Annotated in this window: 15 protein-coding genes; 12 read left to right on the forward strand and 3 right to left on the reverse strand. The window is 27.4% G+C overall.

Annotated elements, in window-relative coordinates:
* Positions 1–29: 29 nt before the first annotated feature.
* Positions 30–1,643, forward strand: a complete 1,614-nt coding sequence (gene ggt / locus IC219_RS00375; RefSeq protein ID WP_227432919.1) for a gamma-glutamyltransferase — start codon at positions 30–32, stop codon at positions 1,641–1,643.
* A gap of 138 nt (positions 1,644–1,781) precedes the next feature.
* Here ggt and IC219_RS00380 read toward each other — a convergent pair whose 3' ends face one another.
* The gene (locus tag IC219_RS00380; protein ID WP_227831132.1) at positions 1,782–2,633 is read right to left on the reverse strand and encodes a sulfurtransferase; all 852 of its coding nucleotides are present in this window, start codon (positions 2,631–2,633) and stop codon (positions 1,782–1,784) included.
* A 628-nt stretch (positions 2,634–3,261) separates the two neighbouring features.
* On the opposite strand from IC219_RS00380, the gene IC219_RS00385 reads away from it, so the two are divergent.
* From IC219_RS00385 to IC219_RS00430, 10 genes are all read left to right on the forward strand, one after another.
* Entirely contained in the window at positions 3,262–4,155 is an 894-nt protein-coding gene (locus tag IC219_RS00385; protein ID WP_227482343.1) for a sulfide/dihydroorotate dehydrogenase-like FAD/NAD-binding protein, read from the forward strand.
* Positions 4,155–5,549 (forward strand): NADPH-dependent glutamate synthase, encoded by a 1,395-nt coding sequence (gene gltA, locus IC219_RS00390; protein ID WP_227432922.1) that lies wholly within the window; start codon positions 4,155–4,157, stop codon positions 5,547–5,549. Before IC219_RS00385 ends, gltA begins: the two co-directional genes overlap by 1 nt.
* 170 nt (positions 5,550–5,719) lie before the next feature.
* The gene (locus IC219_RS00395; protein WP_227432923.1) at positions 5,720–6,052 is read left to right on the forward strand and encodes a hypothetical protein; all 333 of its coding nucleotides are present in this window, start codon (positions 5,720–5,722) and stop codon (positions 6,050–6,052) included.
* 21 nt (positions 6,053–6,073) lie between these two features.
* The gene (locus tag IC219_RS00400; protein ID WP_227432924.1) at positions 6,074–8,284 is read left to right on the forward strand and encodes an EAL domain-containing protein; all 2,211 of its coding nucleotides are present in this window, start codon (positions 6,074–6,076) and stop codon (positions 8,282–8,284) included.
* A gap of 155 nt (positions 8,285–8,439) precedes the next feature.
* The gene (locus IC219_RS00405) at positions 8,440–9,186 is read left to right on the forward strand and encodes an ABC transporter ATP-binding protein (protein WP_227823745.1); all 747 of its coding nucleotides are present in this window, start codon (positions 8,440–8,442) and stop codon (positions 9,184–9,186) included.
* The gene (locus IC219_RS00410; RefSeq protein WP_227831131.1) at positions 9,186–11,060 is read left to right on the forward strand and encodes an ABC transporter permease; all 1,875 of its coding nucleotides are present in this window, start codon (positions 9,186–9,188) and stop codon (positions 11,058–11,060) included. Before IC219_RS00405 ends, IC219_RS00410 begins: the two co-directional genes overlap by 1 nt.
* A gap of 122 nt (positions 11,061–11,182) precedes the next feature.
* A complete protein-coding gene (locus tag IC219_RS00415) occupies positions 11,183–12,556 on the forward strand; it encodes an MATE family efflux transporter (RefSeq protein WP_227482349.1) in 1,374 nt (457 codons plus the stop codon).
* A gap of 107 nt (positions 12,557–12,663) precedes the next feature.
* Positions 12,664–13,704, forward strand: coding sequence for a Fic family protein (locus IC219_RS00420; RefSeq protein WP_227432928.1), 1,041 nt, complete (start codon positions 12,664–12,666; stop codon positions 13,702–13,704).
* A gap of 319 nt (positions 13,705–14,023) precedes the next feature.
* Positions 14,024–14,677 carry an FMN-dependent NADH-azoreductase gene (locus tag IC219_RS00425; RefSeq protein WP_227432929.1) on the forward strand — a complete coding sequence of 218 codons (654 nt, stop codon included), beginning with the start codon at positions 14,024–14,026 and terminating at the stop codon, positions 14,675–14,677.
* Positions 14,678–14,757: 80 nt separating this feature from the next.
* On the forward strand, positions 14,758–14,967 hold the full coding sequence (locus tag IC219_RS00430; RefSeq protein WP_227432931.1) for a hypothetical protein: 210 nt from the start codon (positions 14,758–14,760) through the stop codon (positions 14,965–14,967).
* 139 nt (positions 14,968–15,106) lie between these two features.
* Here the strand turns inward: IC219_RS00430 and IC219_RS00435 are convergent, their stop codons facing one another.
* Positions 15,107–15,673: a DUF1836 domain-containing protein gene (locus IC219_RS00435; protein WP_413926920.1), complete on the reverse strand. Its 567-nt coding sequence runs from the start codon at positions 15,671–15,673 to the stop codon at positions 15,107–15,109.
* A gap of 159 nt (positions 15,674–15,832) precedes the next feature.
* On the opposite strand from IC219_RS00435, the gene trhA reads away from it, so the two are divergent.
* Complete coding sequence (gene trhA, locus IC219_RS00440; RefSeq protein WP_227432934.1) at positions 15,833–16,486, forward strand: PAQR family membrane homeostasis protein TrhA; 654 nt, start codon at positions 15,833–15,835, stop codon at positions 16,484–16,486.
* 158 nt (positions 16,487–16,644) lie between these two features.
* Here the strand turns inward: trhA and IC219_RS00445 are convergent, their stop codons facing one another.
* Positions 16,645–16,821: a hypothetical protein gene (locus IC219_RS00445; protein ID WP_003420092.1), complete on the reverse strand. Its 177-nt coding sequence runs from the start codon at positions 16,819–16,821 to the stop codon at positions 16,645–16,647.
* Between the last annotated feature and the right edge of the window lie 150 nt (positions 16,822–16,971).

Consider the following 16,971-nt stretch of genomic DNA (forward strand, 5'->3'; position numbering starts at 1 on the left):
AAAATAAAAATGACAAGGAGTTGAAAATTATGATGTTTGATGCTCATCAACATAAATATCCATCAATAAGAAATGTTATATATGCTAAAAATGGAGCAGTTGCAACTTCAACGCCATTAGCTTCTCAAGCTGGGCTTGAAATACTAAAAAAAGGTGGAAATGCTGTGGATGCAGCAGTTGCAACTGCTGCTACATTATCTGTAGTTGAACCTACAAGTAATGGAATTGGAGGAGACGCATATGCTCTTGTTTGGATAGAGGAAGAAAAACGATTATATGGACTAAATTCTAGCGGTTTTGCTCCAGAAAGAATGGAATTAAAAAATTACAAGAACATGAAAGAAATGCCAAAGTATGGATTTGGAGCAGTAACTGTACCTGGAATACCTGCAGCTTGGGCAGAATTAAATAAAAAGTATGGAAAACTTAGTCTACTAGAATGTTTATCTCCAGCAATTAAATATGCAAGAGAAGGATATGTTGTTTCTCCTAATGTATCAAAAGTATGGAAAAAATCCTATGAACTATATGAAAAAGAATTTGTTGGAGAAGAATTTAAGTCATGGTTTGAGACGTTTTCTAAGGATGGTAAAGCTCCAGAAGCTGGTGACATATTTGTATGTGAAGAGCATGCTAATACATTAGAAGAAATAGCCAATACACAAGCTGAAAGTTTTTATAGAGGTAGACTAGCAGATAAAATAGATGAGTGTTCTAGAAAGTTTGAGGGAGCTATAAGAAAAAGTGATTTAGCGAGTTTTTATCCAACTTGGGTAGAACCTATAAGTACAGAATATAAAGGATATAAAATATTTGAAATTCCACCGAATGGACATGGAATAACAGTCCTAATGGCATTAAATATATTAAAAGAATTGGACATAAAAGGAGATATAGAAAATGTAGATGACATACATAAGATTATAGAAAGCTTAAAACTGGCTTTTGCAGATTCTAAAACTTATGTAACTGATATAGAACATATGAAAGTAAAGGTTCAGGAATTATTAAGTCAAGATTATGCAAAAAAGAGAAGTTTATTGATTGATAATGAAAAAGCTTTATACCCAAAAGAAGGAGAACCATATTGTGGTGGAACTGTATATCTTTGTACTGCTGACAAAGATGGAAATATGGTTTCATATATACAGAGTAATTATATAAATTTTGGTTCTGGGATAGTAATACCAAACACTGGTATTGCACTACATAGTAGAGGTAATAATTTTAACTTAGACCCTAAACACCATAATGTAGTAAAACCATTTAAAAAACCTTATCACACAATAATACCTGGTTTTTTAGGTAAAGATGATAAGGCAATAGGTCCATTTGGTGTAATGGGTGCTTTTATGCAACCACAGGGACATCTTCAAGTATTAACGAGTATGATAGACTTTGGTTTAAACCCTCAAGAGGCATTAGATGCTCCAAGATGGCAGTGGATAAAAGGTAAAGAGATAGAAGTTGAATCAGAGATGCCAAGACAGATGGTAGATGCTCTTATTGAAAAAGGTCATGAGATAAAAGTAATTCATGATAATGTTGATATGGGTAGGGGACAAATAATCTTCAAAACAGAGCAAGAAAGTTATGTTTGTGCAACAGAGTCAAGATGTGATGGTCATGTTGCAGTTTATTAATATTGTAAACTAAATTTATATTTAATGACTAAAGGAATCTATATGAAATGATGATAATAAAAGGCGAAAGTCTACAATGACTAACGCCTTTATAAAAAACTAAGATATATAATATGCTAGATTTATTTATTATTAACTTTATTCTTGTCCAGTTTTAACTTTGTTGTCATCATAGCTAATCCAGTCACTAAAGCTACCAACATAAATCTTATGGGGCATATTAAGTTCTCTAAGTGCAAGGCTGTTAACACAAGCAGATATTCCTGAACCACAAGACAAAATTATTTCTTCATAATTGTTTAAATCCTTAAAGAAGTCTTTTAAAAATTCAGTATCTTTAAGTGAGCCATTTTCAAAATCACCTTTTATTAAATCCTTGCAAAAGTAATTTTTTGCACTAGGTATATGGCCAGCTTTTGAATATGCAGGTTCAACTAAACCTTGGTATCTTTCATTAGCACGACAATCTATAATCACAGTATTTTTGTCATATAATTTAGACTTAACATATTCCATTGGAACAACTAAACTGTCATTTACATTAGGCTTAATTTTTTTGTCTGTACAGTTTGGAATATTTATTTTTTCTTCTAATTCTCCACCTTCTTTTACAAAAGCTGTTATTCCACCATCTAATACATAGACATTTTCAAGACCTAAGTGTTTTAATTGGAAGAATAGTCTACAAGCACCATTTAAATCTCCATCATCATAAGCTACAATTGTAGTGTAATTATCAACACCCATTTTTTCTAACTTTTCTTTTAATATAAAAGGGTCTTGTAAAGGATTTTTACCGCCATGTTCTTTTGTAGGAGATGATAAATCCTTGTCTATATCCAAGATAAAGCTACCTTTTATATGTCCTTTTTTATAAGAATCAATACCATAAGTTCTATTGATAAGGTCAAATCTACAATCTATAACAACTAGATTATCATTATGTTCTAATTTAGATATAAGTTCTTTTGCAGAAATAATATTTTTCAAAAAACAAACCTCCTATTTTTAATTATTTTTATGTGTATTCATAATAATTATTAACTTTATAAATTAATATTATTATAAATTATTACATAAGTAAATAAATCTTTAGAAAATATAAAAATTTTATATAAAAATTCAAATAATTAATGAATATTAAAAATTTTAGATATATAATAAAATAAGAGTATATTTTAGTTTATATAAAAGCTGGTATTGCAATAGATTAAAGCCTTATACATGTTTAGTTTTTAAAGAAATCTGAGTTATTATGAAAACCTAGGTTAATTTATTAAACAAATAATTGAATAAAAAAAATTTATTATGTATTTATAAAATTTTTGTTACAAATTTGGCATAATATAGTATACTTTAAGTGTGTATTAGGTTAAATCTATAACAAATTATACGTATAATATGGGTTTTAATATTTGTTGGAATTTAAACGTAATTTGTTAATATCAACTATTTGTAATTTGGGCAGTTATAATTATTTTACAGGGGGGATGTCCAATACAAAACATTTAATCGAGAACTAATATTGTATTATAATTAGAGTTATAGTTTTGTGTGTTTATGTTTTAATTAAATTTAAAGTGGGAAAAATATATTTGTTAGAATGGAGAATAGCGAGATGAGTAATAAAATAGTTAGTAAGAGACAATTAACAGATAGTATTTATTTGATGGAAATAGAGGCTCCTAGAGTTGCAAAATCTTCTCAGCCTGGTCAATTTATAATAATTAAAAATGATGAAAAGGGAGAAAGAATTCCTCTTACAATAGCTGATTATGATAGAGAAAAAGGAACAGTAACTATCGTATTCCAAACAGTTGGTGCTTCAACTAAGAAATTAGCAATGTTTGAAGAAAACGATTTTGTAATGGACTTTGTAGGGCCATTAGGACAAGCAAGTGAATTCATACATGAAGATATAGAAGAATTAAAAAATAAAAAAATCCTATTTGTAGCTGGTGGAGTAGGTTCTGCTCCAGTGTATCCACAAGTTAAATGGTTTAAAGAGAATGGATTAGATGTAGATGTAATAATTGGTGCAAGAACTAAAGAATTAATCATATTAGAAGATGATATGAGAAAAGTAGCTAAAAATGTATACATATCAACAGATGATGGTACATATGGATTTGATGGAAGAGTTACAGATTTATTAAAAGATTTGGTTGATAATCAAGGCAAAAAATATGACCAAGCAATAGTAATTGGACCAATGATAATGATGAAATTTATGTGTCAATTGACTAAAGAATTAAACATACCTACTATAGTAAGTTTAAATACAATAATGATTGATGGAACAGGTATGTGTGGTGGTTGTAGAGTTAGTGTTGGAAATGAGACTAAGTTTGCATGTGTAGATGGTCCTGAATTTGATGGACATTTAGTTGATTTTGACCAAGCTATGAGAAGACAATCTATGTACAAAACTCAAGAAGGAAGAGCTATGTTAAAACTTGAAGAAGGCGATAGTCATCATCATAGTAATTGTGGATGTGGAGGTAACAAATAATGGATGCTAAAAAAGTAAAAGTACCAGTTAGAGAACAAGAACCTGCTGTAAGAGCAACAAATTTTGATGAAGTATGTTTAGGATACAATAAAGAAGAAGCTATGGCAGAAGCTAATAGATGTCTAGGATGTAAAAAACCAAAATGTGTAGGTGGATGTCCAGTAGGAATTGATATCCCAGGATTTATAACAAAAATTAAAGAAGATGATATAGAAGGTGCTGCTAAAGTAATAGCCAAGAGTAGTTCACTACCTGCTGTTTGTGGTAGAGTATGTCCACAAGAAAGTCAATGTGAAGGTGTATGTATACTTGGAATAAAATCAGATGCAGTATCAATAGGAAAATTGGAAAGATTTGTAGCAGATTGGTCAAAAGAAAATGATATAAACTTATCTGATACAGAACCTAAGAAAAATCAAAAAGTAGCTGTAATAGGAAGTGGACCAGCAGGTCTTGCTTGTGCTGGTGACTTAGCTAAAAAAGGCTATGATGTAACAATATTTGAAGCAATGCATGAACCAGGTGGAGTTTTAACTTATGGAATACCTGAATTTAGACTTCCAAAACAAGCTGTTGTTCAACCTGAAATAGATAATATAAGAAAATTAGGTGTAAAAATAGAAACTAATGTAATTGTTGGTAAAACAATAACAGTAGATGAACTTATAGAAGATGAAGGATTTGAAGCTATATTCATAGGTTCAGGAGCTGGTCTTCCTATGTTTATGAACATACCAGGAGAAAATGCTAATGGAGTATTTTCTGCAAATGAGTTTTTAACTAGAGTAAACTTAATGAAAGCTTATAGAGATGATTATGATACACCTATTAGTTCTGGTAAAAAAGTTGCTGTAGTTGGTGGTGGAAATGTTGCTATGGATGCTGCTAGAACTGCATTAAGATTAGGTTCAGAATCATATATAGTTTATAGAAGAAGTGAAAAAGAGCTTCCAGCGAGAGCTGAAGAAGTACATCATGCAAAAGAAGAAGGAATTATATTTAATACATTGACAAATCCTAAAGAAATTTTAGTAGATGAAAATGGATATGTTAAAGGTATGGTTTGTATAAGAATGGAATTAGGAGAACCAGATGATTCTGGAAGAAGAAGACCTATAGAAATAGAAGGTTCTGAATTTGTACTTGATGTAGATACAGTTATAATGTCACTTGGAACAAGTCCAAATCCATTAATATCTTCTACAACAAAGAGTCTTGATATAAATAAGAGAAGATGCTTAATAACAGATGAAAATGGTCAAACTTCTAAAGAAGGTGTATTTGCAGGTGGAGACGCTGTTACTGGAGCAGCAACAGTAATATCTGCAATGGGTGCTGGTAAAACTGCAGCAGCTTCAATAGATGAATATTTAAAAGCAAAAGTTAATGCTTAATTTGTAAATTAAATATACCAAGTTAGAATAATTTCTAGCTTGGTATATTTTTTTGAAAAATTATATAATAAAGCCATAGTTACTATTGTAATATTTACTATTAAGCAACATAATTTTGTTTAATTATGGTAAAATAATATCGAATAAAGATTTTATAAGGGGGAAATAATGTGTGGTTGGCAGAATCAGAGTTATCAGACTTGACATTAGAACTTATACCTAAAAAGAATATTTTTGGTATAACGGTTACATATATTAGTGCAACAGATATTGAAAATGTAAGCATTTTAGATAAAGCAAGTATAAATTACTTAAAAAATAATATCCCATCATTAGAATATAGGCCTTTCCTATATAAAATTGAAAAATTAAATGTGCCAGTTTTAAATTATGAATCTCGTATAAAGGATTCATATAAATTTAAAGAAAGAATACTTTTGGATTATTCACATAGAGTAATGTCACAAGTTATTAAAGAGCCGATTGAGTATGTATTACAATAGTATAATTAATGGTGTTTAAATATGAGAAAAAGAGAAAAAATATTTGATGGATTAGTTTTTAGGTATATATTAATTTTATGGATGTTATTAATTTTAATTGATTTTACAAGTACAATTATATATGCAAGTAATTCTATGGAGGTTGCTTCTAAAAATATGATTGAAGCCTCAAAAAGAGAATTAGAAAATTATTTAAGTGTCAATGCATCCTTATTAAAAGCTCTTAGTCAAGACGATAGATTTTCTGATGCCAGAACTTCTCTAATTGAAAAAGGTAAGTTATTAAGACCTTATCAAAAACAATATAACCTTTTTATGCTTGGAATAACTGATGCACAAGGGAATACTTCAAGTACATATAGAGAAAGGGTTGGGACAATAAAAGACCGAACTCATTTTCAGAAGGTATTAGAAACAAAAAAAATGGTGATTTCTGACATTACAGTTAGTAAGGTTACAGGGGATAAAGTATTTATTATATGTGTACCTATTATAAAAAATAATGAAGTAACTGGAACTATTTTTGCTTCCTTTTATTTTCAAGATGTAAATAAGATAGTAAGTAGAAGTAATTCTGATGATTCTATTAAGTTTTTAATGGTAGATAAAAATTATGCCATTATTTCTCATCAAAATAAAGACTATGTCCACAATAAGACGGACATGTTTAGTATAGAAGGAAATATTATAGGGTCCAGTAAAAATGAAATTTTAAAAAATATAGATGAGAAACGTCAAGGTGGTTTTTTATCATGGGATAATTGGAAGTTATATAGTGCAAGATATACGAGTATCGAAGGAACTGATTGGACGTTAATATCAAGTTGTGATGTCTTTAAGAACTTTAAAAGCTTGATAATTGATTTTATAATCAAGTTATTTTTCTATATATTAATATTTTTGATATTGTGGAAATTAAGTAATGTTACACTAATAGAACAACTGAAAAAATTAGCTTACTATGATTCATTAAGTGGAATAAAGAACAAAGAAAAGTTTAAAAAAGATTCTATATATATTTTACATAATTATTATAAGGATGATTTTTACTTAGTTCAATTGGATGTCAATAAATTTAAATACATAAATGAGATGTTTGGTTATACTGAAGGAAATAAGATATTAATACATATTGCAAATGTGTTAAAACACAATACAAACAAATATGAACTTTGTGCCAGAATGGATAATGACCACTTTATATTATTGCTTTCTTGTAATACTGATACTGACCTTTTAAATAGACTAGCTAAAATAAATAATGAAATATGCAATTTAAGTACTAGTAATTCTTCACAATATAAAATTGTTATGTCAAGTGGCATATATAAGATAAATAGAAGTGATGATATACAAAAAATTGACTTGTTAATTGATAGAGCGAATATTGCTGCAAAAACAAAAAAAGATAAGTATGAGCATTCATATTCATTTTTCAATGAAGATACAAGAAATCGATTATATAGAGAAAAGAAATTGGAGGATAATATGAATAAAGCTTTGGAAAAAGGCGAGTTTGTAGTATATTACCAACCAAAATATAGTTTAAATGATGGAAATGAAATTGAAGGAGCAGAAGCTCTAATAAGATGGAACAATCCAGATATAGGATTTATTTCACCCGTAGATTTTGTACCTTTATTTGAAAGAAATGGTTTCATTGTAAATATTGATATGTTTGTATTTGAAGAAGTATGTAAGACCTTGAGAAAGTGGCTAAACAAAGGTTATAACCCTGTGCCAATCTCAGTGAATATATCTAGAGTTCATTTACATAGAGATAATTTTATAGAGAATATTACTGAATTGATAAATAAGTATAATATATCTCCTAAGTTTATAGAACTTGAATTAACAGAAAGTGTTGTATTTGATAATTTAAATATATTGATTGATATAATTAAGAGGCTTAAAAAGATAGGATTTCTTATATCAATGGATGATTTTGGCTCAGGATATTCATCCTTGAATCTATTAAAGGACCTTCCTTTTGATATTTTAAAATTAGATAGAGGCTTTCTAATTGAAACAACAGATACAAAACGTGGAAAAATTATTATCTCTAAGATAGTAGAAATGTCAAAAGCGATTAATATTAAAGTTATATGTGAAGGTGTAGAAACCAATGAGCAAGTAGAGTTTTTAAAAGAAATAGGATGCGATAAGGTTCAAGGTTATTTATTTGCTAAACCGATGGTACTTAGTGAATTTGAAAAGCTTCTAAAATTTTAGTTGAATTAATTATTAATACTAATTAGTTTGTTGATACCCTAACAATTAACTTACAAATATGTAAGTTAATTGTTAGGGTATTTTTATGGTTAAAATGGGATATTCACGATAATATATTACTGTAGTGAAAATAAAAAAGTAATGGAGAATATAAAATGAACATATTAAGTATTAAAAATATATCAAAAACATATTATGGAAAAGTTCCATATAAAGCATTAGATAGTATTAATTTAAGTATAGAAAAGGGCGAATTTGTAGCTGTTATGGGTCCATCTGGAAGTGGTAAATCTACTCTCTTAAATATAATATCTACAATTGATAAGCAGAGTGAAGGCCAAGTTATATTAAATGGACAGGATACAAGTAAATTAGAAGGAGAAAAATTAGCTGAATTTAGAAGAAAACAACTTGGTTTTGTATTTCAGAATTTTAATTTGATTGATACTTTGACAGTTGGTGAAAATATAATGTTGCCACTTACACTAGATGGTAGAAATGTTAAAAAAATGAACAGGGAAACTAAAAATATATCTGAATTTTTAGGTATTGATAAAATTTTAGATAGAAGAACTTATGAGATTTCAGGAGGACAAGCTCAAAGATGTGCAATTGCTAGAGCAATTATAAATAACCCATCATTACTTCTTGCAGATGAACCAACAGGGAATCTTGATTCGAAATCCACTGATGATGTTTTAGAGTTATTTGCTAAGATAAACAAAGAACAAAATGTAACTACACTTATGGTAACTCATGAAGCATATAGTGCAAGCCATTCAGATAGAGTTGTTTTTATAAAGGATGGATGCATATATACAGAGATAAAGAAATCAGGCACGAATAGTTCTTTTTACAATAAAATACTATCTGTCTTGTCTCAAATAGGAGGTGTAAGGTAGTGACTTTTGGAAGATTTGCTTATAATAATATAATTAGAAATTTTAGAGCATATTTAGCGTATTTTTTAAGCTCAATTTTCTCTATAATGATATTTTTTGTATTTGCAGTATCTATGTTTCATCCAATTATAACGGATTCTGGAATCCAAAGTGGTTCTACTGCATTTATGGCTCTTATGATTTCAGAATTAATAATATTAGGATTTAGTCTGCTTTTTATATTATATTCCTTAGGAAATTTCTTAAAATCTAGATTAAGAGATTTTGGAGTTATGATAATAATTGGAATGAGTAATAAACAATTGAAAAGATTGATATTGATTGAAAATTTAATAATAGGATTATTAGCAATAATGTTAGGAATACTTTTAGGGCTATCTATTTCTAAGTTATTTTTATTGTATTTAGGTAAAATATTTTATATGAACTTGACAGAAAGTTACTTTCCAATAAAAGCGATACTAATGACAATTATATCTTTTATGTTATTATTTTTGATAACAGGACCACTTAGCTTAAAATTGTTAAACAAAAATAATATTTTTGAACTTTTAGTAGGCACAAAGAAACCTAAAAAAGATATAAAACCTTCAAAATTATTTGGAATACTTGGTATATTATGTCTTATGACAGGATATGCTATGATGCTATTTGTTAATAAGTTAAATATAAATGGTGATATGTACATGATAGCGCTGTTGATTACTCTAGGAATGTTTTTATTTTTTTCTCAGTTTACCATTTTAATATTAAAGCATATGAAAAATAGAGAGAAGTTTTATAAAAACAAAATAAATATGTTGCTTATAGGTAATTTAGTATATAAGATGAAAGATAATTCTCGATTATTGTTTTTAATGACAATACTTTTATCTGGTACTTTAGTAGCATTTACAACAACTTCAACACTTGTAACTTCACAAGGTAAATCCTCTAAAAATAATTTTCCAATGGTTTACTCATATTTCTCAGAAGACAATAATAACAAAAAATATGAGGACTTAGAAGAAATTAGAAACACAATAAAAGAATATGATTATAAGGAATTAAGTTTTCCTATGCTTGAATATAATAATGAAGTATTATTAAGTATGAGTAACTATAATAAATTATCAAAACAATTGGGATTAGATAAAATTAATCTAAGGATAGATGAGGGCATTATAGTTCCTAGATATAATTCTAAAGAGCATATAAATTCTTTAAAAGAAATTAAAGCTTATAAGATAAAAAATGTAAACATAAAGATAAAAGAATCAACAGATAGGATAATTTTTCCTACAGGTATGTTTAGTAAAATTATAGTTATACATGATAATTTATATAATAATATACAAAGTAAGTTTTCAAAAATAAACTTTCATGGATTTGATTATGAAAACTGGCAAGATAGTGCTGATATAACTGAAGCATTAAAAGAAAAACATTTTAATCTAGATAGAAATGATATGAAGTCATATTTTTTAACCTTACCAGATATGTATTTAGCTGAGTTACAACAAAGTAAAATTCTTCAATTTATGGGTATTTTCATAGGTGTTATTCTGTTTATGGCAGTTCTTAGTTTTTTGTATTTTAGACTATACACAGATGAACCTTTTGATAAGGTTAAGTACAACAATCTATCAAAAATAGGTCTATCTTTTAAAAATATGAATAAGATTGTTAGTATAGAGATAGGTATACTATTTTTTGTACCTTTTATCATAGCTATTGTAAATAGCATATTTTCTTTACTCTTTTTAAATAGTGTACTAAACAATAGTTTTAACTTAAAAAATTGGGGTATATTATTAGTGCTCTCATGTATATATTCACTTTATTTTCATTTACTAAAGAAATTTTATATTAGAAAAGTTTGGTTTTTTGATTAAAGTGGTATATAATATATATTATAGAAAATTAATATTTAAAAAGTAGTTAATATTAAGGGAGGGCATATGCACCTCCCTTGTAATATGTGGAAAATTAAATATTAGAAGAAGGAGGAGACTTGATGGATAATCAACAATTATTAGGAACGGAACGAATCAGTAAATTACTACTGAAATACTCTATACCGGCAATAATAGGTATGCTGGTAAATAGTCTATATAATGTGGTAGACAGAATTTTTATTGGGAACATACCAGGGGTTGGACCACTTGCAATAACAGGTCTTGGTGTTACGATGCCAATAATGACAATAATACTTGCATTTGGTATGTTGATAGGAATAGGAACAACGACAACTATATCGATAAAACTTGGGCAAGGTAAAGTAGAAGATGCAAGGAAACTTATAGGAAATGCAATGACATTAGCTGTAGTTACAGGAATTATAATAATGGTACTTGGGATATTATTTGCAAATAAAATACTTACATTATTTGGAGCAAGTGAAAATACATTAATATATGCAAAGACATATATAAATATCATCTTATTAGGAACAATAGTAAATCTTCTATCCTTTTCTTTAAATCACTCAATAAGAGCTGATGGTAGCCCTAAGATTTCAGCAGGAATAATGATAATAGGATGCCTAACTAATATAGTTTTAGATTGGATGTTAATATTTGGATTCAATATGGGAATACAAGGAGCTGCAATTGCTACAGTAACTTCTCAAGCTCTTACAGCTATTTTAACTATAGGCTACTATATAAGTGGAAAATCAAATTTAAAATTCAGTAAATCTCATTTAAAATTAGATAAAAGATTAGTAGGTGCAGTATTTGCAATAGGAATGTCACCATTTGCTATGCAACTTGCAGCAAGCTTAGTTCAAGTAATATCAAATATTGCACTTAAAACTCATGGTGGAGATTTAGCTATAGGAGCTATGGCTACAATTTCTTCTATAGCAATGGTATTTTTAATGCCTATCTTTGGAATAAATCAGGGAGCGCAACCCATTATAGGTTTTAACTATGGGGCTGAAAAATACGATAGAGTTAAAAAAGCATACTTAGGTTCATTAGTAGTAGCTACTATAATCTTATGCATGGGTATGGTAGTAATTATGCTTTTCCCAGAGGCAATTATAGGGATATTTAATAAAGACCCTGAGCTTATGAGTATATCTGTAGATGGTTTAAAAATATACCTACTTATGTTACCAATTGTAGGTTTATCAATTACAGGAACAAACTTTATACAATCTATAGGTAAAGCAAAAATGGCAATGTTATTAAGTCTTCTAAGACAGGTAATTTTATTGATACCAGCAGTAATAATTCTTCCTACATTCTTAGGTTTAAAGGGTGTATGGACAGCTCAACCAGTATCTGACTTTATAGCCACAGTAATTACAGGTGTAGTAGTATTTAGAGAGTTGAAAAGATATACACCTAAAAGTGAACGTTTAAGTGAAATAACAACTGAATAAAAAGTATAATTTCAGATAAATAAGTAAAAAATTGTAAAAAATACAATTATATGATAAAATAAAACCGCTGTCAAAAAGAAGAGAAATTCTAATTATGGAGTGATTTTATGGAATTTACAAAAAAAAGCAAATTAAAAAATATGTATGTAAACATGAATGTAGCTAGAATGTTGTCTAAGATAAATGAGTATAAGGGTAGACAACTGCTTTACAAAAAACAACCAAAAGAAATTTTAGAAAGTCTAGAAAAAAAATCTTTAGTAGATTGTTCAGAATCTACATATATTGGAAATCAAAAAGAAAGTAATACTTTTAATTTAGAAAAATTAATAAGCAATGAAGTCACACCTAAAAGTAGAGAAGAGTTAAGTATTGTTGAATACAGAGATGTAGTAAAAACTATTAACAGTGCTTATGAGAGTATACCAATAAGCTCACAAACAATTCTTGAACTTCATGGATACTTATATAAATTTTCATCTACCAGAGGGGGAAGCTATAAATCAGAAAGTGGATTCTTTGAATATAATTTAAAAAATAGTGACTTCATAAATGTTGATGCAAGTGTTAATAAGGTTGAAAAAGCTGTAGAAGAAATATGTGAAGCTTATAATACATTGATAGATGAGGATGAAATTGATATATTAATATTAATTTCTGCATTTGTGTTAGATTTCATCTTGATACATCCATTTAAAGAAGGTAATATAAAAATGGCAAGAGTACTTATACTATTGCTGTTAAACAAAAATGGATATGAAGTTGGAAGATATATAAGTTTAGGAAAAATATTTGATGACAGTTCATATGAATACTATAGTAACTTAAACTATTTGAAGTCATCTATAGGGAATGAAAAATCAGATATGAATGCTTGGATTGAATATTTTTTAGAAACTATATTGACTGCATATAAGAAGTTAGATGACAGTTTAAATGTATCTGATAAGAAAAGACAGACAAAAACTAGTAGAATAGAAAAAATAATAAATTCTACTCTTGGATATTTTACAAAAGAAGATATAAAGGACTTGTGTCCTGATATTCCAGAACCTACTATAAATAGAGTTTTTAATAATCTAAGAAAACAAGATAAGATAGAGGTTGTTGCAAGGGGAAGAAGCGCAAAATGGAAGAAGAAGTATTAAAAAATACTTTAATAATTTTAATGGTATAGTGTTAAAGCACTATACCATTTTTTATTGAAATTAGAAACTCTGAGAGGAATTTACATAACTTTATGGAACACTTATCTTATCTAAAATACTATAGGTAATTTCTTGATTAGAATTTTAAAATATTTAAAATTATATTATATAATAAATTATGTTTTATTCCTGTACTCTATCAATTTACTTTTTAAGATTATTTAACAAATATATTTCTATTAACTTTATAATTTAATTACAGAATAGAATGGTTATTTTTGTGAAATAATAATATAAAAATAATCTTAGGAGTGAGCTTATGAAGAAAAAATTATTATATATAAATGTGAATTCAAAACCAGAAGATTTATCTTCAAGTAAAACTGTAGCAAGAAAGTTTATCAATAAATTTATAGAAAAAAATAAGGATTTCGAAGTTGAAGAAATAGATCTTTATAAAGAGCATATACCAAGACTAGAATATCAATACTTCGAAAAGAGAAATAGTATAGTCAGCGAAGAAGCCGCTAAGCAATTAGATGATAAGGATAGAAAAGAACTTGCAAAAATTAGAAGCCTTTGTGACCAATTTGTGAGTGCAAGTGTATATGTAATAGCAGCACCTATGTGGAGTTTATCTTTTCCAGCACCACTTAAAGAATATATAGATTGTATAATTCAAGATGGAAAAACTATATCTTTTGAAGGTGATGATAAACCACAAGGAATACTGAATGATATTGATAGAAGTATGGTATATATACAATCTTCAGGTGGACATATACCATGGGTACTAAAACCAGTTATGAATAAAGGGGTAAATTATGTGGAAAGTATCATGAAATTTATAGGAATCAAAAAATTTGATGAATTATTAGTAGATGGAACTGGAACTAGTGAAGAAGAAAGACAAAGTGCAATAGAAAAAGCATCTGAAAAAATAGAAGGCATAGTAGATTCTATGAAGTTTTAGTTATAATATTTTATTTTATTGAAAATATAAAGGAAAAACCTCTCTTAATGTAGAAACCTATATTGAAGGAGGCGAAAATCATGCGAGAAGAAAAAAGTAATGAGAAGTATGATTGTTATTGGTGTAATCAAGAAAATAATTTCCATGTAGAGATAAAAGACAATGTAGTGATGATAGATGATGGCACTGGTATACTTAAACAAGCCGTTTTCATAGGGTATAAACAAATTCAAGTTAATTTGAATTGTTCACATTGTCAAAACTTAAATAGAATAAAATTAAATTTGTAAACTTTAGATATGGAGATTCTTGAAAGAGTTAAAAATAGAAAGTATTAATATTTAGACTGAAAATTATATTGTATACAATAATGATTAATTTAAGCTGTATTGTATTTTAATATTTATTTTCAGTCTTACTTTATTAAAATTATTTTTTGGGAGTATCTTGGAAAAAAGTATCTACTATTTTTTCTGAAATACTTTTTAATTGGTCAGCCATTGAAGTTAGGCTTAGTAAGCCTATCAATAAATCACCTTTATTTTCTGGATTAATACTGATATTTTCAAAATTAGACTCTATAAAGTTTGGCATATTATTTCTTTGCCTTTCTTTTATTGATATAAACTTTTCATAACATGCCACTAAATCTTCTCCGCTGAAATCATCTTTTTCGTATACACCATTTAAGATTCTTTTAATCTCTTGTATTGTAAGTGTATTTTTCATAGAATAAATGATTATCATTTGTAAGATTTGTTCTTTGGTATATTTTTTTCCCTTAATTGGTTTGATTAATCCTTCTTTACTATAATTATTTATCATTGTTTTAGTGAGAATTTTATCATCCTCAAATCTTTTATTGGCAGAAAGTTTACTGTCAATTAGAGAAATAATCTGATCCATATATAGGTCAATAGATGGAATATCATTTGAAGTTATATCTGTATTATTTAGCGTTTCCAGTATTATGGTATTTAATTCATTGTTCATCATATGTTACCTCCATAATATTTATAATACACTAATTTAGAAAATAAAACAATATTAATGGTTGCAAAAGATATATAAAGTGGTATAATTAAATTTATAATATAGTATTAAAAACTATATATAAAATGTAATTTTTAAAATACATAATTGTAGGAGGATGAAATGTATCAATTTTTTTTAAAGGGTAGAGACCCAATAAGTAGTTTAACTCATTTTATAGGGGCTTGTTTATCTCTTATAGCTACTATAATTTTAATTTTTCAATCTATATCTTTACAACAAACTTCTTTTTTGATGATAGTGTCTGTGTCTGTATTTGGATTATCATTAATTGCTCTTTATAGTGCAAGCTCATATTATCATTTTTTAAAAGGTACACCAGAACAAGAATTATTTTTCAGAAAAGTAGACCACGCAATGATTTATGTATTGATTGCTGGTTCATATACACCAATATGCTTATATTTTATGCAAAAAGAAGAGGGAATAATATTTACTACAGCAATATGGATAGTTGCATTTATTGGTATAGTAATAAAAATATTTTGGATGGATGCACCTAGATGGTTGTCTACAAGTCTATATTTACTTATGGGGTGGGCAATTGTCTTTGATATAAATGCATTTAATTCAATTCCTAAGGATTGTCTTAACTTATTAATAATAGAAGGTGTATCTTACTCTATAGGTGCAGTTATTTACATTATTAAGAAGCCAAACATAAGTCCTGAATTTGGATTTCATGAGATATTTCATATTTTTATTATGTTAGGTTCTTTATTCCACTTTTTAGCTGTTTTATTGTATGTTTTATAGTTTAAGAATCCAGTTAATTGATACTAAAATTTCTACAATGAAGAAAATAAAAAGAACTGTCTTATATAGAATCTATCTTCTACTATAAGACAGTTCCTTATTATAAATACAATTATATTTATAATAACCTGTTTATAAAAATAGCATATTCAAAATGTCTATTCCATAATTCCTTTAATGTATTTCTCATTTACGACATATAGTTTGAATTTATGTACTATAATTATATCCTCTAAATTCTCTGACACACTAACAATTCTAACACATTTATTTCTAATTTCTACAGGCAAATCTAAATCATTTGTTAAATTTACATAGTCATCATATTTATACATAAAATCATCCCTTTACATTAAGATATACTTATTATACTATATTTTAATAAGTTTTTTTAAATTATTACAATTTTTCCCGAAATTTCATTTTTTATACACAAAACTTCCAAATTAAGTAAATATTAAATATCTAACTGTACAAATAAAAAA

It is taken from the genome of Clostridioides sp. ES-W-0018-02 (genome assembly GCF_020658175.1).
Taxonomy (GTDB): Bacteria; Bacillota; Clostridia; order Peptostreptococcales; family Peptostreptococcaceae; genus Clostridioides.